Below are 23,814 nucleotides of genomic sequence, written 5' to 3' on the forward strand. Positions count from 1 at the left end.
CGTCCTGAACATGAGACTGCCCTTCCCTTCGAGGCGCGCGGTAGTACCGGCGATCGCGGTGGCCCTGCTCTGCGCCGGCTGCTGCCTGCCGGCCGCCGCCGAGGACCTGCTCGAGATCTACGCGCAGGCCCGTTCCGCCGATCCCGTGCTGGCCGGCGCGCGCGCCGTGCGCGGCGAGCAGCAGGAACTCGCCGTCCAGGCCCGCGCGCAGTTGCTGCCGCAGTGGTCCGCGCAGCTGAGCGAATCGCACCTCCGCGACGACGGCCGCCAGCACCAGCTGACGCACAGCCTGAACCAGGTCCTCGTCGACCTGAGCCGGCTGCGCAGCTGGGATGCGGCCAAGACGCTGGTCACCGCCGAGGACGCCCGCGTGCGCGCCGCCGAGGCCGACCTGTGCGCCCGCGTCGCCCGCGCCTACTTCGGCGTGCTGAACGCGCAGGCCACGTTGCAGACCGCGCAGGCGATCGAGGACGTGTACGGCCAGCAGGTGGCGCAGGCGCAGTCGCGCTTCGACGCGCAGCTGTCCGCGTCGCTCGACGTCGAGCAGGGCCGCGCGTATTACGAGCTGGCCCGCGGCAACACGGCGTCCGTGCGCGAGGACCTCCTCGACGCCCGCCAGGCGCTGGCGCAGATCACCGGCCGCATGCCGGGCGAGCTCAAGCCGCTCGCGCCCGACCTCGCGATGCTGATGCCCAATCCGGCCGATCCCGAGGCCTGGGTGACGCAGGCGCTGCGCGACAACCCGTCGCTGCAGGCCGCCGCGCTGGCGGTGAGCGCCGGCGACCAGCGCGTCGCCGCCGCGCGCGCCGCGCACCTGCCGACCCTGAGCGCCGGCCTCGACGGCCAGCGGCTGTCGGGCCCGGCCGTCGCGCCTCAGGACGCGGGCCGCTACACGACGACCGTCGGCCTGAAGCTGACGATCCCGATCTTCGCCGGCGGCGCGACCGAGTCGCAGAAGCGCCAGGCGATCTACCAGCGCGAGCAGCTGCGCGACGACCTCGAAAGCGCGCGCCGCGCCATGACGCGCGAAACGCAGGCGCAGTACCAGGCCGTGTTGTCCGCGCTGAGCCAGATGCGCACGGCCGGCGCCGCGGTGCAGGCGGCCGAGAAGGCGCTGGCCTCGACGCGCAGCGGCCTGGACCTGGGCCTGCGCACGATGACCGACCTGCTGCTCGCGATCCAGACGCAGAGCAACGCCCGCAACGCCTGGGAACAGGCGCGCCACCGCTACGTGCTGTCCAAGCTGCTACTGCAGCAGGCGGCCGGCGCGCTGGGCGAGCCCGAACTGGCCTCCGTGAACACGCTGTTGAATGCCGCGCCCGCGCCGCAACCGACGTCGACATCGACGTCATTGCCCGCATCACCGGTCAAGACCGTTCCGCCCGTCAAGTCGTGAGCTGAGAGAGGACCTCCATGCTGACCTACTACCTCGAACTCGCCCTGCGCGCCATGCGCAGCCACCGCGGCCTGACCGTGCTGATGCTGCTGTCCATCGCGATGGGCGTGGCCGCCTGCATGACGACGCTGACGGTGTTCCACGTCATGTCCGGCGATCCGATCCCGGGCAAGAGCAGCCGGCTCTTCAACGTGCAGCTCGACGCGGAGTCCAAGCGCGACTGGAAACCCGGCGACGAGCCCGAGCTCCAGCTCACCCGCTTCGACGCCGAGCAGCTGCTGCGCGCCAAGCGCGCGGTGCACCAGGTCATCATGACCGGCTCGTTCATCGCGGTCGATCCGGCGGGCTCGGGCGACGCCTCGCAGCCGCCGTTCTTCACCGGCGCGCGCTGGACCACAGCCGACTTCTTCACGATGTTCGAGGCCCCGTTCCGCTACGGCAACGGCTGGGCCGCCGCGGACGACACCGCGGAAGCGCGCGTCGCGGTCATCTCCGCCGAGCTCAACGACAAGCTCTTCGGCGGTCAGGACAGCCGCGGCAAGACGCTGCGCCTGCGCGACAAGGACTTCACCGTCGTCGGCGTGCTCAAACCCTTCCGCCCCGCGCCCCACTATTACGACCTGACCCTGGGCGCGTACGCGAAGGCCGCGGACGTCTACATCCCGCTGTCGACCTCGCTGTCGCTGCGCTTCGGCGCCGCGGGCAACACGAGCTGCTGGGGCCGCACCGACGGTGTCGATTCGCGCTCGCTCAACGCGCCGTGCGCGTGGCTGCAGTACTGGGTGCAGCTCGACACGCCGCAGCAGGTCGCCGACTACAAGACCTACCTGACGCAGTACTCCGACCAGCAGCGCGAGGCCGGCCGCTTCGAGCGCCCGTCCAACCCCAAGCTCAGCGCCGTGAACGAATGGCTCGCCATCCGCAAGGTCGTGCCCAGCGACATCAAGCTGCAGGTGCTGCTCGCCTTCGGCTTCCTGGCCGTGTGCCTGACCAACACCGTGGGCCTGCTGCTGGCGAAGTGCCTGCGCCGCAGCGGCGAGATCGGCGTGCGCCGCGCCCTGGGCGCGCCGCGCCGGCAGATCTTCCTGCAGTTCCTCGTGGAGGCCGGCACGCTCGGCCTGGTGGGCGGCCTGCTGGGACTGGCACTGACCTGGGTCGGGCTGTGGGTGGTGCGGCAGAACCCGTCGGACTACGCGCAGTTGGCGCAGCTGGACTGGGAGATGCTGGCCACCACGCTGGGCGTATCGCTCGCAGCCAGTCTGCTGGCCGGCCTGCTGCCCGCGTGGCGCGCCTGCCAGATCACGCCCGCCATCCAGTTGAAGACGCAATGAGGCCTTGAGGAGAATCACCATGGACATCCTGCCCATCCTGTCGACGCTCAAGCGTCACAAGACCGCCGCCGGCCTCATCGTGCTGCAGATCGCGCTGACCTGCGCGATCGTGTGCAACGCCCTGTTCCTGATCTTCCAGCGCATCGAGCGCATCACCGCCGAGACCGGCGTCGCCGAGTCGGAGCTGGTGACCTTCTCGCTGTCGAGCATGGCGCGGGTCGAGAACCCCGAGCCGCAGACGCAGGCCGACCTGGCCGCGCTGCGCGAGGTGCCGGGTGTGGCCTCGGTCTCGCTGACCAACCAGTACCCGTATGGCCGCAGCTCCAACAACTCCGGCGTGCGGCTGTCGGCGGACACCAACCAGTCCGCCCGCGTCGTGGGCGGCCACTACACGGTCGGCCCGGGCTTCATCCAGACGATGGGCATGAAGCTGATCGAAGGCCGCGACTTCGAGGCCAACGAGTTCGTCCCGGGCTCGTCGCTGGACGCCAATCCCGATCCGCGCGTGCCGGCGGTGATCATCAACAAGAAGATGGCGGAACGGCTCTGGCCCGGCGAGTCGGCGGTCGGCAAGGCCATCTACGTCTACGGCAGCGAGCCGCAACGTGTCGTCGGCGTGGTGCAGGAACTGCCCTCGCCCAACCCGGGCTCGCAGGACGAGAACACGCTGCACACGATGATGTTCCCGGTGCAGCCGAGCTTCCGCGGCGGCACCTTCATGGTCCGCGTCGCGCCGGGCGCCGACCGCGAGGCCGTGCTGAAGGCCGCCACCGCCAAGCTGCTCGGCAACAGCCCCGGCCTGCGCCGCGTGGTCCGCGATCAGGAGACCGTCAGCAAGCTGCGCAGCAACTACTACCGCCAGGACCGCTCGATGATCCAGTTGCTGGCCGGCGTCTGCGTCGGGCTGCTGGTGGTGACGGCCTTCGGCATCGTCGGCCTGGCCAGCTTCTGGGTGCAGCAGCGCACGCGGATGATCGGCACGCGGCGCGCGCTGGGTGCCACGCGCGGCCAGATCCTGCGCTACTTCCAGACCGAGAACCTGCTGCTGTCCACCGCCGGCATCGTGCTGGGCATGATCGGCGCGTACGGCATCAGCCTGCTGCTGATGCGCAGCTACGAGCTGCCGCGTCTGCCGGTCGTCTACCTGCCGATCGGGGCGCTGGTGCTGTGGGCGCTGGGCCAGATCGCGGTGTTCGCGCCGGCGCGCCGGGCCGCGGCGCTGCCGCCGGTGGCCGCGCTGCGCGGCGGTTGAACGTCCGCGCGAGGCCTCCCGCCGTCCTTGTTCCGACGAGGACGGCACTCCGGCGCGAGAGGCCCTCGCGCCGGTTTCCGTTTGTCTCTCGACGGGTGTCCCCTTGATATGCTGCGCCTCCAATGAGAACCGTCCTGATCATCGATGACCACGCCGGTGTCGGCGAGGCGCTGTCGCTGCTGCTCTCGCTGCACGACATCGAGGCGCTCTACGCGGCCTCTCCGGCCGAGGGCCTCGCGCTGCTGGCGCAACGCCGTGTCGACCTGGTGATCCAGGACATGAACTTCAGCGCCGACACGACTTCGGGCGAGGAAGGCCGCGAGCTCTTCCAGCAACTGCGCGGACGACACCCGGACCTGCCCATCATCCTGCTGACGGCCTGGACGCAGCTGGAGCAGGCGGTCGCGCTGGTGAAGGCGGGCGCGGCAGACTACCTGGCCAAACCCTGGGACGACGCCAAGCTGCTGGCGACGGTCGAGAACCTGCTGGAGCTGGCCGAGAACGGCCGCGCGCTGCGCGAGAGCCGGCACGAGCAGCGCCAGCGCCTCGACGAGCTGCGACGCCGCTACCGGCTCGACGGACTGGTGGTCGAATCGCCGGCGCTGTTGCGCTGCCTGGAGCTCGCCTGCCAAGTCGCACGCTCGGCGGCGCCGGTGCTGGTCACCGGTCCGAACGGCAGCGGCAAGGAACGTGTCGCGGCGATCGTGCATGCCAACTCGGCGGTGGCCGACGGGCCCTTCGTCGCGATCAACTGCGGCGCGCTGCCGGGCGACCTGATCGAGGCCGAGCTCTTCGGCGCGGAGAGCGGCGCCTTCACCGGCGCGGCGCGCGCCCGCGAGGGCCGTTTCGAGACCGCCGACGGCGGCACGTTGTTCCTCGACGAGATCGGCAACCTGCCGCTGGCCGGCCAGGTGAAGCTGCTGCGCGTGCTGGAGACGGGGCGCTTCGAGCGCCTGGGATCGAGCCGCTCGCGGCAGACGACGGTGCGGGTGATCTCGGCGACCAACGCGGACCTGCGCGCGATGGTGCGCGCCGGCACCTTCCGCGAGGACCTGTACTACCGGCTCAACGTGATCGAGGTCGCGCTGCCGGGACTGGCCGAGCGCGTGCCCGACATCCTGCCGCTGGCGGAGCATTTCCTCGCCGGCCGCGCGACCCTGAGCGACAGCGCGCGCGAGGCGCTGATGGCGCATCCCTGGCCCGGCAACGTCCGCGAGCTGAAGAACGCCATCGAGCGCGCCGCGCTGCTGGCGCCGGGCCGCGTGATCGGCGAGCAGGACCTGGCGCTGCCGGCCGCGTCACCGCTGGCGTCACGCAACCTCGACGAGCCCAGCCGCGAGGCCGTGGTCGCCGCGCTGGAGTCCGCGTCGGGCGTGATCAGCCGGGCGGCGCAGTCGCTCGGGCTGTCGCGCCAGGCGCTCTACCGGCGCATGGAGCGCTACGGGCTGGACGCCGGATGAGGGAGGCGCCGCCGCGCTCATCCGGGCCTTCCACCCGGCACGCGAGCTGGCATCGCTCGCTGCACATGCGGCTGGCGCTGTGCCTGATCGCCGCGGCGGTCGCGGCCGTGTCCATCCACCTAACCCTGACGCTGTGGCCGGTGCCACAGCTCCTGCAGTCCATGGGCCACGAGGCGCCGGAGACCTGGAGCGCCGCCGCGGTGGGACTCACCTTCCTGCTGATGCTCCCCATCGTCTGGGGCCTCGCGAGCCTGCTGCTGATGCCGCTGACGCGCCTGCTGCGGGCGCTGGAGAGCACGGTGCTCAGCTACCGCGACGGCGAGTTCGGCAGCGGCATCGCCGCGGAGCCTCCCGGCGGCCTGGCCGAGCTGTCGACCCTCACGAGATTGCACAGCGAGCTGGGCGTGGCCTTGCGCGAGCAGCGCCGCCACCTCGCGCAGCGCGAGCTGCTGCTGGACACGGTGGTGCAGAACACGCCCGTGGCGCTGCTGCTGACCGACGCGAACGAGCGCATCGCCTACGCCAACATCGCCGCGCGTCAGTTGATGGACCAGGGCCGCAGCCTGGCGGGTCGCGGTCTGGACGAGGTGCTGGCCGACGCGCCGGAAGACCTGCGCCTGGCCTTCGCGGGCGCGCAGGACGGACTCTTCAGCGTCATGCAGGATGGGCAGGAGGAGCGCTACCACCTGTCGATGCGCGACTTCCGCCTGCAGGGCCAGCCGCATCGCCTGCGCCTGCTGCGCCGCATGACGAAGGAGCTGTCGCGGCAGGAGGTCGCGAGCTGGAAGCGCGTGATCCGCGTGATCAGCCATGAGCTGAACAACTCGCTGGCACCGATCTCGTCGCTGGCGCACAGCGGCGCGGAACTGTCGCGGCGCGGCATGCACGAGCGCGTGCCCGGCGTCTTCGGCAGCATCGGCGACCGCGCGAAGCACCTGCACCAGTTCCTGGCCGGTTACGCGAGCTTCGCGAAGCTGCCCGCGCCGCTGCTGGCGCCGGTCGACTGGCCGCCCTTCATCGACTCCCTGGGCGCGCACTACCCCTTCGCGCTGACGGGCGAGTTGCCCGCGTCACCGGGGCGTTTCGACGCGGCGCAGATGGAGCAGGCGCTGATCAACCTGCTGAAGAACGCGCATGAATCCGGCAGCGCGCCGGAAGGCGTGAGCCTGAGCGTCGGTACCGGTGGTGTGGCGCGCGAGGATTGGCGCATCGAGGTCGGCGACCGCGGCCCCGGCATGACCGAGGCGCAGCTGTCGCAGGCGCTGATGCCGTTCTACTCGACCAAGCGCAGCGGCAGCGGGCTGGGCCTGGCGCTCGCGCGCGAGATCGCCGAGGCGCACGGCGGCCGCATCGCGATGGGCAACCGCGACGGCGGCGGCCTATGGGTGGCGATCAGCTGGCCAAGGAGCTGAGCGTCACTTGTAGAACGCTTCGACCTTGCCCTTGAGCTTGATCATCATCGGCTGGCCCTTGCGGTCCAGCGTGCGGCCGGCGGGGACGCGGATCCAGCCCTCGGAGACGCAGTACTCCTCGACGTCCTTGCGCTCCTTGCCGTTGAAGAGGATGCCGATGTCGTGCTCGAACACGGCGGCGACGTGGTGCGGGCTGCGCGGGTCGATGGACAGGTGGTCGGGCAGTTCGGGGCGGGTGGTGTCGCTCATGACGTGGGCGTTCTAAGGGAATCGGAAAACGCGGCATTGTCCCGCAGTCCGGCGCCCTAATATCGCCAGCATGACAGCCATCGCCACGCCATCCTCATCCCCCACCTCATCCGGCGCTTCGTCCCTGGACTTGTCGCGCTCCGCCATCGATGCCGTCACGCTGGACGCGCTGGCGGCCTTTCCCGCGCAACTGGCGGCGCATTTCGCGTTGTTCCCGGTTGAAGCGCGGCACTGGGCGCCGCCTTCGTGGGACGGCGTGCCGAGCGAGCCGCTGACCGCGATCGAGCAGGTCTGCCATGTGCGCGACATCGAGATCGACGGTTATCAGTGGCGCATCCGGCGCACGTTGGGAGAAGACGATCCGCTGCTGCCCTCGCTGGACACGGAGGCGCTGGCGCGCGAGCGCCGTTATGGCGAGGACGATGCGCAAGCCGCGCTGGCCGCTTTCGCCGCGGCCCGTCAGGAGACGCTGGCGCTGCTGGCGGCGATCACGCCGGAGCAGCTGAAGCGCCCGGCGCGCTTCGAGGGCTACGGTCCGCTGAGCTTCAAGTCGCTGATCCACTACCTGTGCAGCCACGACCAGCAGCACCTGGCGGGCCTGCAGTGGGTGCTGGGGCAGTACGAGGCCGCGCAACTCGCGGCGCCCTGATGTCGACCGTGACGAAGGCGCGGTGAGCGCCCTCGCCGCGGGAAGCGCTCATTCGTCGCAGCGTTGAACCACCGGCGTCGCGTACTCGTGACCGACGACGGCGCGGGCGAAGAGGTAGTTCTCGCGGGCCTGCTCGCTGAGCTGGTCGAGCGTGACCTGGCCGCGCTCGTCGCAAGGGAAGGACAGGCCGCGGCCGGAGTGGAACAACGACTCGAACCGCAGCAGATAGCGGCCATGGCCGTGGCCACTGCCGTGCAGGTGGCTATGACTGCTGCGGGATCCTGCGTCGCGCTGGAGCGCACCGAACTGGGAAGGACTCATGGACGGTCTCCGCGGCCCACGGGGAGGTGGGGCCGGACGAGGCAACATTAGGACGCCGCCCCCGGCGCCGCGCGTGCAAACGTCGCAACTCCCGTCACTGTCTGCAACCCGACCCCTCACTCGCGTGCCGGTATTCGCACGGGGTGGTCCCGCGTGGATCCGGTCGGGCTGCGGCATCATGGAAACCATGGATGCCATGGACCCTCGCACCGACGACTTCTACCGGCGCTACGCCGGGCGCCTCGCCACGCAGCCCGAGTCGCCGCGCAGCGCGATGCTGCCCGTCGTCGAGGCGGCGCTGCCGCGCGGGAGCCGCGTGCTCGATGTCGGCGCGGGCGCGGGGCGGGATGTCGCCGGGATGCTCGCGGCAGGACTGGAGGCTTACGGCGTCGAGCCCAGCGAGGCGATGCGTGAACGCGCGCTCGTGCAGTTCCCGGCACTAGCGGGCCGCCTGCGCGACGGCGCCTTGCCCGACCTGGGCCGACCCTTCGCCGATGCGGTGCCGGACGGATTCGACGGCGTCGTGTGCAGCGCGGTGCTGATGCATGTGGGCGAAGACGCCCTGCCGCGCGCCCTGTCCGCGTTGGCGGCCACGCTGCGACGTTCAGCCGATGGCCGCCGTGCCGCGCCGGGCACGGTGATGCTGCTGTCGCTGCCGGAACAGATCGACGGCTCGCTGGCCGAGGGCCGCGACGTCGACGGACGCCGTTTCGCGAATCACGCGCCGGAGCGCGTGGCGGGGTTGCTGGCGACCATGGGTTTCTCGCTCGCCGCGCACACGGTGAGCGACGCGGTGCTGAACGCGACAGGCACGCGCTGGCACATGGTCACGCTGCGACTGTGAGCGCCCCGATATTTCGTCTTTCGCTCATATTTCCTGCCGAGGAAATATGGCCCGAACACGACATATGGCGACCTCAGCCGCCCGCCTTCTTCGGCGCGAATCCCGCCGTCGTCAGCCAGGCCATCACCTTGTCCAGGTGATCGCCCTGGATCTCGATCGTGCCGTCCTTGACGGTGCCGCCGCTGCCGCAGGCGGCCTTCAGCTTCTTGGCCGTCTCGGTCAACTCCGCGACCGTCATCGGCAGCCCGAGCACCACCGTCACGCCCTTGCCCTTGCGGCCCGCCGTCTCGCGGCGCACGCGCACCTTGCCGTCGCCCAGCACCGCGTTCGCCGCCTGCGCCTTGCAGCGGCAATCGGCCTGCGCCTGCCGGCAGTCCGGGCACACCCGCCCGCCGTTCGTCGAATACACCAGCGCCATCGCTTCTTTCCTGTCTCGTCAGGCCGGCGCTCAGCGCGCCAGCGTCTTCGCGAAGAAGGCGTCGATCGTGCGGTACAGGTGCAGCTTCGCGCTGCGTCCTGCGATGCCGTGCGCCTTGCCCGGATAGATCATCAGCTCGAACGGCCGCGCCTCGTTCTGCAGCGCCTCGGTCAGGCGCAGCGTGTGTTCGAACAGCACGTTGTCGTCGGCGGTGCCGTGCACGATCAGCAACGGCCTGGTCAGCAGCTTCGCGCGCATCACCAGGTTGGACTGGCGGTACGCGTCGCTCTGGGGGCCCTTGCCGTCCTTGCCGTCCTGCGGCATGCCCAGGTAGCGCTCGGTGTAAGCCGTGTCGTAGAGCGTCCAGTCCGTCGGCGGCGCGACCGCCACCGCGGAGGCCAGCGGCGTGTCGGCGTCCAGCATGGCGCGCTCGGCCAGGAAGCCGCCGTAGGACCAGCCGAAGAAGCCGATCCGCTTCGGATCCACGCCCGCGACCTGCTTCGGCAGTTGGCGCACCGCGGCGAACAGGTCGTTCACATCGACCGCGCCGAAAGCCAGGCGATGCGCGCGCGTGAACTCGCGGTCGCGGTTCTGCATGCCGCGCGTGTCCAGCGTGAACACGCCGTAGCCGCGACGCTGCCAGTACGCGATCAGCGCGGTGTCGCGGCTCCAGTTCCAGTTGGTGGTCGAGGTGCCCGGACCGCCGTAGGCCATCGCGATCACCGGATGCGGACCGGCCTTGCCGTCCAGCGGCGCGAAGTACAGCGCGTTCAGCGGCGTGCGGCCGTCGGCGGCGGTGATGTCGACCACCTCCGGCTTCGGCACGATGCGCGCCAGCAGCGCGTCGGGAGCGTCGCCTGGCAGCGCCACCGGCTTCGCGCCGGCCTTCACCGCCTGCAGCGACAGCGCCGGCGGTTCGCCCCACGCGCCGCGCGTGACCAGCAGCCGCGAGCAGTCGCCGTCGCCACGCGCGTCGCGCCATTGGCGCGGCTGGGCACCGTCCAATGGACGGCTCGTGCCGTTCAGGTCGATCGCGAACAGCTCGCGCGAACGGCCGCGATCGCGCGCCGCGGCGTAGACCACGGTCTTGCCGTCGCTGCACACGCGGTGCGCGACCGGCTCGGGCTCGTTCGTCAGCGGGCGGCGCTCGCCGGTGCGGCGGTCCACCAGCACCAACTGGCGGCGGCCGGAGGATTCACTCGACCACAGCAGCGCCGGCTGGCCCGAGAGCGTCAGGCCGTCGATCTCCTGCAGGTCGTCGTGCACCTCGACCCAGGCCGGATCGCGCTCGTCGATGACGGTACGGCCCGGGCCGGCGCCATTCGCGTATTCGGTCAGCGCCAGCTTGTGCTGATCGCGCGTCAGCGTCTGCAGCCATGGCGTGCCGTCGCCGAACCAGCCGGCGCGGGCGATGTATTCGGCGTCCGACGGCAGCGGCAGCGGCGTCATGCGGCCGTCCGAGACCTGCAGCGTCCACGCGGTGACGCGGGCGTTGTTCTCGCCGGCGCCCGGGTAGCGCTGCTGCGTCATCGTCGTGCGGTCGGAGAAGATCTGCGCGCGCGTCTTCACCGGCACGTCGCGCTCGTCGACGTTCAGCGCCAGCAGCTGCTTGCCGTCCGGCGACCACCAGTAGCCGCGCTGGCGGCTCAACTCCTCAGCCGCGATGAATTCGGCCAGGCCCCAGAAGCGCGTCTCCGTCGCGCCCTTCGTCAGCGCGCGCGCGGCGCCGTCGCCCTCGAGCGACTGCACCCACAGCTCACCGCCTTTCACGTAGGCGACGCGGCTGCCGTCGGGCGAGCAGGTCGGATCCTGCTCCGGCACCTGTTCATCGTTGGTGAGGCGCTGCGCCTTCGGACCCTGGTCGCCGAGGCGCACCAGGTACAGGTCACCGGACAGCGGGAACAACAGCGCCTTGCCCGACGGGCCGCACCACTGGTAGCCGGTGATGCCGCCCTGCGAGATGCGCTTGCGCTCCAGCGCCATGCGTTCGGCCTCGGTCAGCTGCTGGCTGCGGCCGCCGAGCACGTCCGACGCCGACACGAGCTTGCGCGGTGCGCCGCCGGCAGCGGGCTGCGCCCACAGCTCGAGCTGCTCGCTGTCGGTCTCCGACGGGCGCAGGTAGCTCACCCACGCGCCGTCGGGCGAGATCTCGGCCTGGCGCACCAGGCGGCCCTGCAGCGGCGGATCGCCGAGGACGCGTTCCAGCGTCAGCGGAACGACGTCCTTGGCGGAGGACGAAGAGGAAGAAGAGGAAGAAGAGGCGGACGGCGCGGCGGGCGCGGCGCCGGCGAACACCGGCGCCAATGCGGCGGCGAGCGCCAGCAGGCGCGAAGTCAGTCGGTAAGCGGTCATGCGGCGATCAGCGAGTCGCTGTCTTGTTGTTGATCGGTATCGGACAGGCCATCGGCGGGCTCGTCCACGGCGCGCTCGTCCGGAGCGCGCTCCTCGGCGTCGCAGGCGCTGAAGGCGTCGACGAGCTCGTCGTCCTCCATCTCCGGCGGCGGTGCGGTCGGATCCAGCGGGCGGCCGAACAGCGTCATGGCCAGCACATCCGGCGCGTTGATCGTGCGCACGCGCTGGTAGGTCTCTTCCGCCTCGGGATAGCGGCGGCGCAGGTAGTGCAGCCACTGCTTGAGCCGGCCCGCCTGATGGCGCGTCGCCACGTTGCGGCGCACCTGGGCAAAGAAGCTCTCCATCAGCGGAATCACGTCCGACCAGGGCAGCGCGGAAACGCCCTGCGAGTGGCCCCGCGCCGCGCGCACCGCGAGCGCCAGCCCGGGATCGGCCACCATGCCGCGTCCCAGCATCAGCGAGCTGCAGCCAGACTCCTCCAGGCAGCGCAGCGCGTCCTCGACGGTCCACACTTCGCCGTTGGCGACGACGTCGATGCCGATCGCCTCGCGCAGCACGGCGATCTGGTCCCAGTAGGCCGGCGGCTTGTAGCCGTCGCGCTTGGTGCGGCCGTGCACGACCAGTTCCGACGCGCCGGCCGCCTCGATCGCGCGGGCGCAATCGAGCATGCGCCCGCGGTCCTCGTTGCCCAGCCTCATCTTGGCCGACACCGGCAGATGCGCCGGCACCGCACGGCGCACCGCGGCGACGATCTCGCCGACCAGTTCCGGCTCGTCGAGCAGCACGGCGCCGCCGCGATGCCGGTTCACCGTCTTGGCGGGGCAGCCGAAATTGAGGTCGATGCCTTCGGGATCCAGCTCGGCCAGCCGCGCGGCGTTCTCCGCCAGGCACTGCGGATCGGAGCCGAGCAACTGCGCCCGCACCGGCACGCCGGCGCGCGTGCGTCCGCCGTGGAGCAGCTCCGGCACGATGCGCGTGAACACGCGGCGCGGCAGCAGCCGGTCGGTGATGCGGATGAACTCGGAGACACAGCGGTCCACGCCGCCGACACGGGTCAGCGTGTCGCGCAGCATGTGGTCCAGCAGGCCCTCCATGGGCGCCAGCAGAATCATTGGAGGCAAGGAACCCGCCGCGCTCGTGGCGCCGCGGGTCGGCGGTCTGGAAAGACCGGGAGCATAGCGGAAGCGCCTATTCCTGGACCTTCTCGGCCTTGCCGGCCTTCGCCAGCTTCTCCTCGCGGTCGCGCACGCTCAGCCACAAACGCACGTCGAATTCCAGTTGCGAGTAGTCCGACGCCATGTGGTGGCACAACGCATAGAACGCCTTGTCGTGCTCGAGCTCCTTCAGGTGCGCGAGCTCATGCACGACGATCATCTTCAGGAACTCGGCCGGCGCCTCGCGGAACAGCGTCGCGACGCGGATCTCGCGCCGCGTCTTGAGCCGGTTGCCGTGCACCACGGCCTGCCGCGTGTGCGTGCCCAGCGCGTGCTGGATGACCTTGAGCTTGGCGTCGTAGGCCACCAGCGCCAGCGGCCCCGCGTTGCGCATGAAGCGCTGCTTCAGGTCCTGGGTGTAGTCGAACAGCGCCTTGTCGCTGCGGACCTCGTGCGGCTCCGGATACTTGCGCGCCAGCAGCGGGCCGAGCTCGCCCGCGTCCAGCAACTGCTGCGCCTGCGCGACCAGCGCCGGCGAATAGCCCTGCAGGTACTTCACGACGCGGTCAGTGCGCGGCGGCGGCGGACGAAGCTGCCGGCGTCCCGTAGTTCGCGCTGATCCACTGCTCGAAGCGCTCGAACATCGCCTGCTCCGCCGACGCGTTGCCATCGCCGTTGTCGGCCAGCAGCTCCGCGCCGTGGACCACGCGGACGTGCGCGTCCAGCGGCGGACCTTCGTCAGTGCGTTCACCGCGGCGCTCGGAGGCTTCCAGCAGGTCCTGCGCGTTCGCCCAGGCCTGCTCGACGGTCTCGTCGCAGGCCTCGGCCAGGTAGCGCGCCGAGAAGCCCTCGCCGGTCAGCCGGCGCAGCGTCGCGTCGTGCGACAGGCTGTTGCCCGGCGCCCAGTAGGCCTGCGCCAGCGCCGGCCCGATCGCCGGGTTGTCGGTGAGGTAGCCGTCGCGCTGCAGGAAGAACGCCCGCGTCTGGTAGACCGCCATGTGCGCCAGCAGGTAGCCCTGGTACGACGCCGCCGACTCCTGGTTCAGCAGGTGCGGGATCGCGAGGATCGGCCGCGGCGCGCGGTCGACGCCCTGGATGCGGCGCTCCATCGCGCGGGCCAGCGCGAGCACGGACTCGGTCGTGCGTTCCTCGTCGGCCATCGCGTACAGCGCCGCCTCGAAGTACGGCACCACGGCGATCGCACGCTCGTCGAAGGCGCGCATCGGCTGCGCCGACGCGATGCGGTCGTGGATCAGCTCGTCGGGAATCGCCTGCCCGTCAACGGTGCGCGCATAGCGCTTGAGCCAGTCCGCGTCGCCGAGCAGGCTGTCGCAGAACATCGACTGCGTTTCCGCATAGGCCATCGAGGTCGGCGCGAACTCCTGCGAGAAACACGGCGAGTTCTGCGTCACGTTGGCGAAGTGGGCCGCGTGGCCGCCTTCATGGAACAGCGTCAGCATCGCCCGCGCGCCGCTGCCGACCTGGTCGGGCTTGGCCTCGGCGGTGAAGTTGATCTCGCCGGCGTGCCAGCGGCCCTGCTCGTCGAACCACGTCGGCAGCGGTCCGTGGCAGAAACCGTTCTGGTATTTGCCCGGCCGCTGCAGCAGGTCCAGCCGCATCGTCGCGCCGCGGTACTGGATGCCCAGCCGGCGGAAGCTTCGCACCCAGCGCCGCAGCGCGGGGCCGAAGGGCATGTACGGGTCCATGCGGCGCGTCACGTCGCCGGCGCTGTGGAAGCGCAGGTTCCAGGGCTCCAGCGCGTCCGGGCCGTGCTTCGCGGCGAGCGCATCGTGCGCACGCTGCTGCGCTGCCTCGGTGCGGGCGACGAAGTCGTCGAGCACGCCGAAGAGCTCCGCCTTCGTCATGCGCTCGTTCTTGCGCAGCTTCATCTCGAAGTAGTCGGGGAAGCCGAGCGCACGCGCCAGCCGGTTGCGCAGCGCGACGATCTCCAGGAAGCCGTTCTCCAGCACCCAGCGCTCGAGGCCGTGCAGCGCCTCGTAGGAACTGCGGCGACGCGACTCGTCCGGGTTGGTGGCCGCGTTGGTCGACAGCATCGTCAACGTGGCGGCTTCGGTCTCGCCGCGGTCGTTGACATGCGTCGGCGCGAAGTCCTTGCGTTTGGCGAAGAGCACGCGCTCCGCCTCGATCAGCTCGGCCATCAGGCGGCGGCCTTCGTCGTTGTCGACGATGTTGGCCTCGAACACGCCCAGCCAGCCGCGCAGGCCGTGGGCCAGCGCCTGGCGGGCGTCGGCATCGGCGCCGGCGGCGCCCGGCGCGGCGTCCCCCGCGGCCTCGACGGCGGCCAGGTGTGCGCGCGTCGCGCTCAATGTCTCCGGATCGGAGATGAAAGCCTTGTAGTCGGTCTCGGCACGGCCGAAGCCCTCGTGGTCGTCGCTCGTGGCCATGTAGGTGGCCCAGAACAGGTCTTCCTTGCGCTTGTGCACCGCGACGTAATCGCGGTTGAGCTGGTCGAAGAAGGCCTGGGCGGCCTGGACGGCTGGCGCGGCGGACGCGCCGCGCCCCGAGGTGGCGGTGGTGACGTGAGGCATCGGGGAAGCTTAGCGCACGGCATGATGGCGGCCATGGACCACGCCCATGACGCCGCCGAGGACTCCGGCGCGCCTTCCCTGCCATCGCCCTCCCCGGCCATACCGACCGCAGCGACCGCGGCGACCGGACCGGCCGTTCACGCCGTCGACCTCCATCCCCAGGGTTGGCGCTTCGACGCGCCCGAGGACCAGACCTTGCTGCTGGCCGCGCTCGACCACGGCCTGCGCCTGCCGCATTCCTGCCGCAACGGCACCTGCCGCGCCTGCATCGCGAAACTGGTGTCCGGCCGCATCGAGTACCGCATCGAGTGGCCCGGCCTGTCGCGGGAGGAAAAGGACGAGGGCTGGATCCTCCCCTGCGTCGCCTGCGCGCGCTCGGACCTGGTGATGGACCAGCCGCAGACGATCAACCTGTTCGATGTGCCACCGCCGCCCGGGCCGGCCTCGGGTGCCAAAATCTGATCGCATCTCGCACAAGCTGCGGTCCGGCTGAGGCGATAAACCCACACGCGGGTTCACGAAAACGCCTTCCGCGCTTTTGTTCACGGGCGACCCCGCATATCCATCGATCAGCTTTCACCTTCGAGAGGCAGCATCCCGTCCGCGTATCAAACATTCCAATGCTGACAGGATCGCCCGCCGGGTTTGAAGCCCTCCGGGCGGGTCTGCCGCGAAGAAGAAGGACTCCCGACATGCTGAATCTGAATCGTTGGCGGCTGAGAAGCCGTGTGCTGGCCGGCTTTGCGCTGGTGATCGTGCTGATGGCCGTGGCCTCGGCGGTGGGCGTCATCCGGGTGTCGATGCTGCACCAGCGCATCGAGCGCCTGGTCGAGGTCGACATGCACACGCTCGAGATCTCGCGCCAATGGTCGGGCCTGACCGAGGGCAACATCCAGCGCCGCATCGTGCAGCTGGTCGTGGACGACGAGAACTTCGTCAAGGCCTTCACTTCGCGCTCGAAGGAGCTGTCGGCCCGCATCGACAAGATCCAGAAGGAACTCGACGAGAGCGTCACCGAGCCGGTGGGCAACAAGCTGATCGACGAGATCGGCGCTGCCCGCAAGAAGTACCAGGACGCCCGCGAGGCCGCCATCAAGGTCAAGGAAGGCGGCGGCGACATCAAGCCGATCGCCGCGTCGCAGCTGATCCCCGCGATGAACGACTACCTGGTCGCGATCGACAAGTTCGCCGAACACACCCGCGACCTGCTGCAGGCCGCGCGCAAGGAAGCGCAGGCCGAGGCCGAAAGCACCCGCAACCTGGTCATCGCGCTGATGACGGTGGCGATCGTGCTGGGTGTGGGCATCGCGCTGGTGATCACGCGCTCGGTGACCGAGCCGCTGGCCGAGGCGCAGTCGCTGAGCCAGTCCATCGCCAATGGCGACCTGAGCCGCCGCGGCGCCGACGTGGAGGGCACCGACGAGGTCGCCACGCTGCGCCGCTCGCTGCAGGAGATGCAGCAGCGCCTGGCCGAGACCATCGCCAGCGTGCGCTCCTCCGCCGACCAGGTCCGCCACGCGTCGTCCGAGATCGCGACCGGCAACGCCGACCTGTCCAACCGCACCGAGCAGGCCGCGAGCAGCCTGGAAGAAACCGGCGCCGCGATGGCGCAGCTCGGCGAAGGCGTGAAGCTCAACGCCGAATCGGCGCGTGAAGCGGATGGCCTGGCGCAGACGGCCTCGCAGGTCGCCGGACGCGGCGGCGCGATGGTCGAGCAGGTCGTCGCGACGATGAACGAGATCCAGCAGTCGTCCAACAAGATCGCCGACATCATCGGCGTCATCGACGGCATCGCCTTCCAGACCAACATCCTGGCGCTGAACGCCGCCGTGGAAGCGGCGCGCGCCGGCGAACAGGGCCGCGGCTTCGCGGTCGTGGCCAGCGAAGTCCGCTCGCTGGCCCAGCGCAGCGCGGAAGCAGCCAAGGAGATCAAGTCGCTGATCTCCGCCTCGGTCGAACGCGTGGACGGCGGCTCCCGCCTGGTCGCCGACACCGGCGCCACCATGCGCGAGATCGTCACCAGCGTCGAACGCGTCACCCGCGTCATCGGCGAGATCTCCGCGTCCAGCGCGGCGCAGTCGCTCACCCTCGGGGAAATCGGCCAGGCCGTCCGCCAACTCGACCAGATGACGCAGCAGAATGCGGCGCTCGTCGAGGAATCGGCTGCTGCGGCGGAGTCGCTCAAGGACCAGTCGGCTCAGCTCGTCGAGACCGTCTCGAGCTTCAAGCTCGGCTGACACTTCCGAGAACCTGCGCTTCGCCAAGCGCGGGCTCTCCGCGGCGCAGGGGGCGTCCCTCCGGGAACCCCCAGCACCACTCCGGCCCCAGTGAGACCCACTCACTGCGGGCCTTTTCGCTTTCTGGCGCTCCGCACGCTCTGGCGCTCTTTGCCTGCGCTGCACCCCGTGGGCCGCAGGGCCATGAGGGGCTCGGTAAACTGACGCGATGAATGCGCCTCTGAACGCTGGCCTCCACGCGGCCCTCCACGCGGACTTCCCAGGCGCCGAGCCTGAACGCTGGACCCATCGCTTCGCGACACTCGGTCCGGACTTCTTCACCGAACTCCCCGGCACCGGATTGCCCGACCCGCACTGGGTCGCGACCAGTCCGGATTGCGCCGCCCTGCTCGGCTGGCCCGAGGATTGGTGGACCCGTCCGGCGGCATTGGAAGCCTTCAGCGGCAACACCCGCCTCGCCGGCATGAAGCCGCTGGCCACGGTGTACAGCGGCCATCAGTTCGGCGTCTGGGCCGGACAGCTGGGGGACGGCCGCGCGCTGCTGCTCGGCGGCGTCGATGGCCCGAACGGGCACTTCGAACTCCAGCTCAAGGGCGCGGGGCTCACGCCCTACTCGCGCCGCGGCGACGGCCGCGCGGTGCTGCGTTCGTCGATCCGGGAGTTCCTCTGCTCCGAAGCCATGGCCGCGCTGGGCATCCCGACGACACGCGCGCTCGCGATCACCGGCTCGACCTCGCTGAAGGTGCAGCGCGAGCGCGTCGAGACCGGCGCGATCGTCACGCGCGTCGCGCCCAGCTTCCTGCGCTTCGGCCACTTCGAGCACTTCACGCATCACGGCATGGAAGCCCGTACGCGCGAGCTGTTCGACTTCTTCGTCCGCCACCACGCGCCGGAATGCGCCGACGCGCCGAATCCGGTGACCGCCGCGCTGTCCAAGGTCGCCGCGCAGACGGCGGAGCTCGTCGCGCAGTGGCAGGCCGTCGGCTTCATGCACGGCGTGATGAACACCGACAACATGTCGATGCTGGGCCTGACCATCGACTACGGCCCGTTCGGTTTCATGGACGGTTTCGATCCGGGCCACATCTGCAACCACTCGGACCATCAGGGCCGCTACGCCTTCGCGCGGCAGCCGCAGGTCGCGTTCTGGAACCTGCATGCGCTGGCGCAGGCGCTGCTGCCGCTGATGCCGAACATCGAGACCGACGCGGGAGCGGCCGGCGATGAACTGATCGAGGCGCTCGAGATCTACCGCGAACGCTTCGGCGCCGCGCTGCTCGGCGCGATGCGCGCGAAGCTCGGTCTCACGGCCGAGGTCGACGAGCGCGGCGAGGACGGCCCGCTGATCGACGACTGGCTGCGGCTGCTGGCCGCGCACCACACCGACTACACGATCGCGCACCGCCGGCTGGCCGGTTTCGACCCGGCGCAGCCGCTGGAAGCGGCGGCGAACACCGGCCTTCGCGACCTGTTCCTGGACCGCGCCGTTTTCGACGCCTGGGCGACGCGGTACGCGGCGCGCTTGAAGATCGAGACTGTGGACGCACTTGAGTCCCGTGCCCGGCGGATGAACGCGGTCAATCCGGCAGTGGTTCTGAGGAATCACCTGGCCGAGACGGCGATCCAACGGGCCGAGGCCGGCGACTTCAGCGAGGTGCACCGGCTGCTCGAGGTGCTGCGACGTCCGTTCGACGAGCCCGCGCTGGCGTCCGACGCCGGTTTCCCGCCCGACTGGGCGCAAACGCTGGAGGTTTCCTGTTCATCATGAGCCGCTACGACAAGTTCATCCAAGACGCCACCGACCAGGATCGCGACCGCGACACGGCGTACCCCGTCAAGAAGACGGATGCCGAGTGGCGCGAACAATTGGACCCGACCCAGTACCAGGTCGCCCGCCACGCCGCCACCGAGCGAGCCTTCACCGGCAAGTACTGGGACCACTGGGAAGCCGGGAACTACAACTGCGTCGGCTGCGGTACGCCGCTGTTCAAGGCGGACACCAAGTTCGACGCCGGCTGCGGCTGGCCCAGCTACTACGAGCCGGTCAACGCCGAGGTCGTCGAGCGCGTCGTCGACTCGACGCACGGCATGGTCCGCGTCGAAGTGCGCTGCAACAACTGCGGCACCCACCTGGGCCACGTCTTTCCCGATGGCCCGGAACCGACGGGCGAGCGCTTCTGCATCAATTCCGCCGCGATAGACTTCGAGCCCCAGCGCTGAGCGCGCCGCACTGATCCCCGACCGAATGAAGCTCCTGCTCGATTTCCTGCCGCTCCTGCTGTTCTTCGTCACGTTCAAGTACGCCGACGGGCAGCCGGACTGGGCAGCGGCCTTCGCCACCGAGCACTTCGGTTTCCTGGTCGCCGGCGGCAAGGTCGGCCCGGCCGAGGCGCCGGTGCTGCTCGCGACCCTCGTCACCATGCTCGCGACCATCGCGCAGGTGCTCTTCCTGAAGCTGCGCGGCCGCAAGGTCGACCTGATGCTGTGGATCAGCCTGGGCCTGGTCGCGACGCTCGGCGCGGCGACCGTCTACTTCCACAACGAAACCTTCATCAAGTGGAAGCCGACGATGCTGTACTGGGCCATCTCCGCGGTCTTCTTCGTCAGTCAGGTCTTCCTGGGCAAGAACCCGCTGCGCAAGATGATGGGCGCTGCTGAGCTGTCGCTGCCCGATGCCGCATGGGCACGGCTCAACTGGGCCTGGGTCGCGTTCTTCCTGGCCCTGGGTTTTGCGAATCTTTACGTCGCTTACTCGTTCACCACGGAGACCTGGGCCAACTTCAAGGTCTTCGGGGCAACCGGGCTGATGCTGCTGTTCACCTTGGGCACGGGGCTCTACATGAGCCGCCATCTGCCGCAGGAAACCGAGGCACCCGCCGAGGAACCCAAGCCATGAGCAGCGGCGACGACATCCGGAATCCCTCGTCGGCATCGAGGGCGACGCCGAATCCCGTGGCGACCCCCTCGGTCGAGATCGAGGCCCGCCTGCGGGCCGCGCTGGCGCCCGAGCTGCTGCGTCTGCGGGACGACAGCGCGCACCACGCGGGGCACGCCGGAGCGCGCGAAGGCGGTCATTACTACCTCGAAATCGTGAGCGCGCGCTTTGCCGGTTTACCCAGGGTGGCTCGGCATCGGCTCGTATATGATGCCCTCGCCGATCTGATGCAGAAGGGCATTCACGCGCTGGCCATCGAGGCTCGCGCGCCCGACGAACAGCAGAAACCAGGTCCTCAGTAGCGCCGCGTGTCGGCGCTTTGTTTTGGAGCGCTCACGCTCATCCGAGAGTCGAAAGGCCCTTTACCCATCATGAAGAAGTTTGTGCTCGCCGCCACCGTGGCGGTCATCGGCGCCGTGGCCCTGCCGGCCCTCGCCCAGAACATCGCGATCGTGAACGGCAAGCCCGTGCCGAAGGCCCGTGCCGACGTGCTGATCAGCCAGATCACCAAGGGTGGCCAGCCGCGCAGCCCGGAGATGGAAGCCAAGGTCAAGGAAGAGGTCGTCCTGCGCGAGATCTTCCTGCAGGAAGCCGAGAAGCGCGGCCTGAACAAGACCGACGACTACAAGAACCAGATGGAACTGGCGCGCCAGTCGCTGCTGATCCGTGAGCTCTTCGCCGACTACGCGAAGAAGAACCCGATCACCGACGCCGACGCCAAGACCGAGTACGACAAGTTCAAGGCCCAGGCCTCCGGCACCGAATTCCACGCCCGCCACATCCTGGTGGAGAAGGAAGAAGACGCCAAGGCGCTGGTCAAGCAGCTGAACGGCGGCGCGAAGTTCGAGGACCTCGCGACCAAGAACTCCAAGGACACCGGTTCCGCCCAGAACGGCGGCGACCTGGGCTGGTCCGCGCCGGACGCCTACGTGCCTGAATTCAGCGCTGCCCTGGGCAAGCTGAAGGCCGGCGAGATGACGCAGGAGCCGGTGAAGTCGCAGTTCGGCTATCACATCATCAAGCTGGAAGAGACCCGTCAGGCGCAGTTCCCGGCCTTCGACGACGTCAAGGGCCAGATCGTGCAGCGCATGCAGCAGCAGAAGGTCGCGGACTTCCAGGAAGAACTGCGGACCAAGGCCAAGACCGACTTCAAGTTCTCCCAGAACTGATCGCCGATCCGAACAGTCTTTGCTGTACTGTTCAGAGCCCGCGCCGCTGCAGGTCAGCCGCGCGGGCTTTTCACATCTGAAGCTTCCTTGAAGCTCCTATGACGCCTACGCTGACGCCCCCATGACGGCTTCCCGACTTGCCCGCCGACTGCTGCCCTCGCCCGAGTCCCTGGAACAGACCAAGGGGCTGAAGTGGCTGGGCCTCTATTTGCGGGAACGGCCCTGGCTGTGGGTGGCGCATCGCCGCCGCGTGGCCCTGGGCGCGGGCTTGGGACTGGCCGTGGGCGTGATCCCGTTGCCGACCCAGATGCTGCTGGCGGCCGTGGTCGCGATCGTGTGCCGGGCCAACGTCGCCGCCGCGATCGCCGCGACCTGGCTGACGAATCCGTTGACGCTGGTGCCGATCTGGACGCTGGCGATCTTCCTGGGCCGCCAGGTGCTGGGCATCCATGGTCCGATCTCCGCGCCGAAGGAACTGGCGCTGAACTGGAGCGATCCGACGAGCTGGTGGCACGCCCTGAGCCAATGGCTCTCCGAGCTGGGCACGCCGCTGCTGGTGGGCCTGCCGCTCGCGGGCGTCCTGCTCGGCCTGGCCCTCTACGTCATCGTCTACATCGGCTGGTGGGCCGTGATCCGTTACGAGCGCAGAAGGCGTCTGCGCGAGCGCGCGATGCGCGCTTGACGCCTCACGCTGGCAGATCCGCCATCGTGATGTCCTGAAGGTGCCCTGCCGAGATCTTCAGCTGCCGCTCACAACGCGCCGCGATGCTCTGGTCGTGGGTGACCATGACCAGCGTCGTCCCGAGTTCCCGGTTGAGTTCGAACATCAACGCCATGACCTGCTCGCCGGTGGCGTAGTCGAGGCTGCCGGTGGGCTCATCGGCCAGCAGCAGCGCGGGTTGCTGCACGAAGGCGCGAGCGAGCGCGACGCGCTGCTGCTCGCCGCCCGACAGCACGCGCGGGTAGTGCGACAGCCGCTGCCCGAGTCCCACGCGTTCCAGCATGAGCCTGGCCTGCGCCCGCGCATCACGCTCACCGCGCAGTTCAAGCGGGAGCATGACGTTCTCCAACGCCGTCAGATGAGAAAGCAGCTGGAAACTCTGGAACACGAACCCCAGATGTTCCCCACGCAGCGCGGCGCGGCCGTCTTCGTCGAGCACGAACATGTCCTGCCCCCGCAGGCGCACCGTGCCTTCGGAGGGCGTGTCCAGGCCCGCGAGGATGGACAGCAGCGTGCTCTTGCCCGAGCCCGAGGCCCCGACGATGGCGACGGACTCCCGCGCCTGCAGCTGGAAATTGATGTCATGCAGAATGGTCAGCACGCCGTCGGCATCCTGGACCGACTTGCTGACGTGATCGACTTCGAGGATGTTCTGAACCATGAATCAACCGCAGATGCGCCGCCGTGAATGGATGTTGCACTGTAGCGCCTGTGTCGCGACCCTCGTCGCGGCGGGGGTCCTGGCCGGACCTGTCGCGGCGCAAGGCCGCACCGAAGCGGGGGCGACGGCGAGCGCAGCATCACGGCGCATCGTCGTGCTGGGCGACAGTCTCTCGGCCGAGTACGGCCTGGCCCGCGGCAGCGGCTGGGTCGCGCTGCTGGACCAGCGGCTGAAGGCGCAGAAGCTGGGCGCCGAGGTGATCAACGCCAGCATCAGCGGCGACACGACCTCGGGCGGACGCTCGCGGCTGCCGGCGCTGCTGAAGCAGCATCGTCCGACGCACCTGATCATCGAGCTCGGCGGCAACGACGCGCTGCGCGGCCTGCCGCTGAAGATGACCCGCGAGAACCTGAAGGCGATGGTGCAGGCCGGCAAGGACGCGGGCGCGAAGGTGCTGCTGATCGGCATGCAGATCCCGCCCAACATGGGCGCGAGCTACGCGCGGGACTTCGAGGGCAGCTTCAGGACCGTCGCACAGGAGGAGAAGGTGCCGCTGCAGCCCTTCCTGCTGGCCGGCGTGGCCGATCGGCCGGACATGGCCGAATGGTTCCAGGGCGATCGCATCCACCCGCTGGCCAAGGCGCATCCGCTGATGCTGGACAACGTCTGGAAGGTGTTGCGGCCGATGTTGTGAGCGGGTGCGT

24 protein-coding genes are annotated in these 23,814 nt (G+C 69.7%); 16 read left to right on the top strand and 8 right to left on the bottom strand.

Features of this window, described 5'->3' with window-relative positions:
* Positions 1–10 precede the first annotated feature (10 nt).
* The 5 genes from AC07OZ_RS18030 (at position 11) to AC07OZ_RS18050 (ending at position 6,851) form a co-directional block, all read left to right on the top strand.
* Positions 11–1,396 (top strand): TolC family outer membrane protein, encoded by a 1,386-nt coding sequence (locus tag AC07OZ_RS18030; protein ID WP_495468456.1) that lies wholly within the window; start codon positions 11–13, stop codon positions 1,394–1,396.
* 17 nt (positions 1,397–1,413) lie between these two features.
* Positions 1,414–2,727: an ABC transporter permease gene (locus AC07OZ_RS18035; protein ID WP_495468457.1), complete on the top strand. Its 1,314-nt coding sequence runs from the start codon at positions 1,414–1,416 to the stop codon at positions 2,725–2,727.
* 19 nt (positions 2,728–2,746) lie between these two features.
* Positions 2,747–3,979 (top strand): ABC transporter permease, encoded by a 1,233-nt coding sequence (locus AC07OZ_RS18040; RefSeq protein WP_495468458.1) that lies wholly within the window; start codon positions 2,747–2,749, stop codon positions 3,977–3,979.
* 122 nt (positions 3,980–4,101) lie between these two features.
* Positions 4,102–5,439, top strand: coding sequence for a sigma-54-dependent transcriptional regulator (locus AC07OZ_RS18045; RefSeq protein WP_495468459.1), 1,338 nt, complete (start codon positions 4,102–4,104; stop codon positions 5,437–5,439).
* Positions 5,436–6,851: a sensor histidine kinase gene (locus AC07OZ_RS18050; RefSeq protein WP_495468460.1), complete on the top strand. Its 1,416-nt coding sequence runs from the start codon at positions 5,436–5,438 to the stop codon at positions 6,849–6,851. Before AC07OZ_RS18045 ends, AC07OZ_RS18050 begins: the two co-directional genes overlap by 4 nt.
* 3 nt (positions 6,852–6,854) lie before the next feature.
* On the opposite strand, the gene AC07OZ_RS18055 is transcribed toward AC07OZ_RS18050, so the two are convergent.
* Positions 6,855–7,100, bottom strand: coding sequence for a DUF3297 family protein (locus tag AC07OZ_RS18055; protein ID WP_377156667.1), 246 nt, complete (start codon positions 7,098–7,100; stop codon positions 6,855–6,857).
* A 70-nt stretch (positions 7,101–7,170) separates the two neighbouring features.
* On the opposite strand from AC07OZ_RS18055, the gene AC07OZ_RS18060 reads away from it, so the two are divergent.
* Entirely contained in the window at positions 7,171–7,749 is a 579-nt protein-coding gene (locus AC07OZ_RS18060; RefSeq protein WP_495468461.1) for a DinB family protein, read from the top strand.
* 48 nt (positions 7,750–7,797) lie between these two features.
* Here AC07OZ_RS18060 and AC07OZ_RS18065 read toward each other — a convergent pair whose 3' ends face one another.
* Positions 7,798–8,070: a hypothetical protein gene (locus AC07OZ_RS18065; RefSeq protein WP_495468462.1), complete on the bottom strand. Its 273-nt coding sequence runs from the start codon at positions 8,068–8,070 to the stop codon at positions 7,798–7,800.
* 196 nt (positions 8,071–8,266) lie between these two features.
* On the opposite strand from AC07OZ_RS18065, the gene AC07OZ_RS18070 reads away from it, so the two are divergent.
* Positions 8,267–8,914 carry a class I SAM-dependent methyltransferase gene (locus AC07OZ_RS18070; protein ID WP_495468463.1) on the top strand — a complete coding sequence of 216 codons (648 nt, stop codon included), beginning with the start codon at positions 8,267–8,269 and terminating at the stop codon, positions 8,912–8,914.
* A 73-nt stretch (positions 8,915–8,987) separates the two neighbouring features.
* On the opposite strand, the gene AC07OZ_RS18075 is transcribed toward AC07OZ_RS18070, so the two are convergent.
* From AC07OZ_RS18075 to AC07OZ_RS18095, 5 genes are all read right to left on the bottom strand, one after another.
* A complete protein-coding gene (locus AC07OZ_RS18075; RefSeq protein WP_331614230.1) occupies positions 8,988–9,332 on the bottom strand; it encodes a translation initiation factor Sui1 in 345 nt (114 codons plus the stop codon).
* Between the two features lie 30 nt (positions 9,333–9,362).
* Positions 9,363–11,684, bottom strand: coding sequence for a S9 family peptidase (locus tag AC07OZ_RS18080; protein WP_495468464.1), 2,322 nt, complete (start codon positions 11,682–11,684; stop codon positions 9,363–9,365).
* Positions 11,681–12,796: a tRNA dihydrouridine synthase gene (locus AC07OZ_RS18085; RefSeq protein ID WP_495468552.1), complete on the bottom strand. Its 1,116-nt coding sequence runs from the start codon at positions 12,794–12,796 to the stop codon at positions 11,681–11,683. Before AC07OZ_RS18085 ends, AC07OZ_RS18080 begins: the two co-directional genes overlap by 4 nt.
* 76 nt (positions 12,797–12,872) lie before the next feature.
* Positions 12,873–13,397 carry a YgjP-like metallopeptidase domain-containing protein gene (locus tag AC07OZ_RS18090; protein WP_495468465.1) on the bottom strand — a complete coding sequence of 175 codons (525 nt, stop codon included), beginning with the start codon at positions 13,395–13,397 and terminating at the stop codon, positions 12,873–12,875.
* A gap of 7 nt (positions 13,398–13,404) precedes the next feature.
* Entirely contained in the window at positions 13,405–15,387 is a 1,983-nt protein-coding gene (locus AC07OZ_RS18095) for a M3 family metallopeptidase (RefSeq protein WP_495468466.1), read from the bottom strand.
* 99 nt (positions 15,388–15,486) lie between these two features.
* On the opposite strand from AC07OZ_RS18095, the gene AC07OZ_RS18100 reads away from it, so the two are divergent.
* The 8 genes from AC07OZ_RS18100 to AC07OZ_RS18135 all read left to right on the top strand — a co-directional run bounded on the left by AC07OZ_RS18100 (position 15,487) and on the right by AC07OZ_RS18135 (position 22,410).
* Entirely contained in the window at positions 15,487–15,849 is a 363-nt protein-coding gene (locus AC07OZ_RS18100; protein ID WP_495468553.1) for a 2Fe-2S iron-sulfur cluster-binding protein, read from the top strand.
* A gap of 230 nt (positions 15,850–16,079) precedes the next feature.
* Positions 16,080–17,624: a methyl-accepting chemotaxis protein gene (locus tag AC07OZ_RS18105; RefSeq protein ID WP_495468467.1), complete on the top strand. Its 1,545-nt coding sequence runs from the start codon at positions 16,080–16,082 to the stop codon at positions 17,622–17,624.
* 208 nt (positions 17,625–17,832) lie between these two features.
* Positions 17,833–19,392: a protein adenylyltransferase SelO gene (locus tag AC07OZ_RS18110; RefSeq protein WP_495468468.1), complete on the top strand. Its 1,560-nt coding sequence runs from the start codon at positions 17,833–17,835 to the stop codon at positions 19,390–19,392.
* Positions 19,389–19,844: a peptide-methionine (R)-S-oxide reductase MsrB gene (msrB, locus tag AC07OZ_RS18115; protein ID WP_495136511.1), complete on the top strand. Its 456-nt coding sequence runs from the start codon at positions 19,389–19,391 to the stop codon at positions 19,842–19,844. Before AC07OZ_RS18110 ends, msrB begins: the two co-directional genes overlap by 4 nt.
* A gap of 25 nt (positions 19,845–19,869) precedes the next feature.
* Positions 19,870–20,520 carry a septation protein A gene (locus tag AC07OZ_RS18120; protein ID WP_495468469.1) on the top strand — a complete coding sequence of 217 codons (651 nt, stop codon included), beginning with the start codon at positions 19,870–19,872 and terminating at the stop codon, positions 20,518–20,520.
* Positions 20,517–20,861: a BolA family protein gene (locus AC07OZ_RS18125; protein WP_495468470.1), complete on the top strand. Its 345-nt coding sequence runs from the start codon at positions 20,517–20,519 to the stop codon at positions 20,859–20,861. Before AC07OZ_RS18120 ends, AC07OZ_RS18125 begins: the two co-directional genes overlap by 4 nt.
* Before the next feature lie 69 nt (positions 20,862–20,930).
* Positions 20,931–21,728, top strand: a complete 798-nt coding sequence (locus AC07OZ_RS18130; RefSeq protein ID WP_495468471.1) for a peptidylprolyl isomerase — start codon at positions 20,931–20,933, stop codon at positions 21,726–21,728.
* 121 nt (positions 21,729–21,849) lie between these two features.
* The gene (locus AC07OZ_RS18135) at positions 21,850–22,410 is read left to right on the top strand and encodes a DUF2062 domain-containing protein (protein ID WP_495468472.1); all 561 of its coding nucleotides are present in this window, start codon (positions 21,850–21,852) and stop codon (positions 22,408–22,410) included.
* A gap of 4 nt (positions 22,411–22,414) precedes the next feature.
* Here the strand turns inward: AC07OZ_RS18135 and AC07OZ_RS18140 are convergent, their stop codons facing one another.
* Positions 22,415–23,110 (bottom strand): ABC transporter ATP-binding protein, encoded by a 696-nt coding sequence (locus AC07OZ_RS18140; protein ID WP_495468473.1) that lies wholly within the window; start codon positions 23,108–23,110, stop codon positions 22,415–22,417.
* Here AC07OZ_RS18140 and AC07OZ_RS18145 point away from each other — a divergent pair.
* Positions 23,109–23,804 (top strand): arylesterase, encoded by a 696-nt coding sequence (locus AC07OZ_RS18145; protein WP_495468474.1) that lies wholly within the window; start codon positions 23,109–23,111, stop codon positions 23,802–23,804. The two genes, AC07OZ_RS18140 and AC07OZ_RS18145, sit on opposite strands and share 2 nt — an antisense overlap.
* The last annotated feature ends 10 nt before the right edge of the window (positions 23,805–23,814 follow it).

The organism is Roseateles sp. GW821-FHT09G03 (genome assembly GCF_059416045.1).

Bases quoted from the DNA above. Each gene is read 5' to 3' on its own strand.
- AC07OZ_RS18030 (WP_495468456.1), top strand. From the start codon at position 11: ATGAGACTGCCCTTCCCTTCGAGGCGCGCGGTAGTACCGGCGATCGCG.
- AC07OZ_RS18035 (WP_495468457.1), top strand. From the start codon at position 1,414: ATGCTGACCTACTACCTCGAACTCGCCCTGCGCGCCATGCGCAGCCAC.
- AC07OZ_RS18040 (WP_495468458.1), top strand. From the start codon at position 2,747: ATGGACATCCTGCCCATCCTGTCGACGCTCAAGCGTCACAAGACCGCC.
- AC07OZ_RS18045 (WP_495468459.1), top strand. From the start codon at position 4,102: ATGAGAACCGTCCTGATCATCGATGACCACGCCGGTGTCGGCGAGGCG.
- AC07OZ_RS18050 (WP_495468460.1), top strand. From the start codon at position 5,436: ATGAGGGAGGCGCCGCCGCGCTCATCCGGGCCTTCCACCCGGCACGCG.
- AC07OZ_RS18055 (WP_377156667.1), bottom strand. From the start codon at position 7,100: ATGAGCGACACCACCCGCCCCGAACTGCCCGACCACCTGTCCATCGAC.
- AC07OZ_RS18060 (WP_495468461.1), top strand. From the start codon at position 7,171: ATGACAGCCATCGCCACGCCATCCTCATCCCCCACCTCATCCGGCGCT.
- AC07OZ_RS18065 (WP_495468462.1), bottom strand. From the start codon at position 8,070: ATGAGTCCTTCCCAGTTCGGTGCGCTCCAGCGCGACGCAGGATCCCGC.
- AC07OZ_RS18070 (WP_495468463.1), top strand. From the start codon at position 8,267: ATGGACCCTCGCACCGACGACTTCTACCGGCGCTACGCCGGGCGCCTC.
- AC07OZ_RS18075 (WP_331614230.1), bottom strand. From the start codon at position 9,332: ATGGCGCTGGTGTATTCGACGAACGGCGGGCGGGTGTGCCCGGACTGC.
- AC07OZ_RS18080 (WP_495468464.1), bottom strand. From the start codon at position 11,684: ATGACCGCTTACCGACTGACTTCGCGCCTGCTGGCGCTCGCCGCCGCA.
- AC07OZ_RS18085 (WP_495468552.1), bottom strand. From the start codon at position 12,796: ATGATTCTGCTGGCGCCCATGGAGGGCCTGCTGGACCACATGCTGCGC.
- AC07OZ_RS18095 (WP_495468466.1), bottom strand. From the start codon at position 15,387: ATGCCTCACGTCACCACCGCCACCTCGGGGCGCGGCGCGTCCGCCGCG.
- AC07OZ_RS18105 (WP_495468467.1), top strand. From the start codon at position 16,080: ATGCTGAATCTGAATCGTTGGCGGCTGAGAAGCCGTGTGCTGGCCGGC.
- AC07OZ_RS18110 (WP_495468468.1), top strand. From the start codon at position 17,833: ATGAATGCGCCTCTGAACGCTGGCCTCCACGCGGCCCTCCACGCGGAC.
- msrB (WP_495136511.1), top strand. From the start codon at position 19,389: ATGAGCCGCTACGACAAGTTCATCCAAGACGCCACCGACCAGGATCGC.
- AC07OZ_RS18120 (WP_495468469.1), top strand. From the start codon at position 19,870: ATGAAGCTCCTGCTCGATTTCCTGCCGCTCCTGCTGTTCTTCGTCACG.
- AC07OZ_RS18125 (WP_495468470.1), top strand. From the start codon at position 20,517: ATGAGCAGCGGCGACGACATCCGGAATCCCTCGTCGGCATCGAGGGCG.
- AC07OZ_RS18130 (WP_495468471.1), top strand. From the start codon at position 20,931: ATGAAGAAGTTTGTGCTCGCCGCCACCGTGGCGGTCATCGGCGCCGTG.
- AC07OZ_RS18135 (WP_495468472.1), top strand. From the start codon at position 21,850: ATGACGGCTTCCCGACTTGCCCGCCGACTGCTGCCCTCGCCCGAGTCC.
- AC07OZ_RS18145 (WP_495468474.1), top strand. From the start codon at position 23,109: ATGAATCAACCGCAGATGCGCCGCCGTGAATGGATGTTGCACTGTAGC.
- AC07OZ_RS18140 (WP_495468473.1), bottom strand. From the start codon at position 23,110: ATGGTTCAGAACATCCTCGAAGTCGATCACGTCAGCAAGTCGGTCCAG.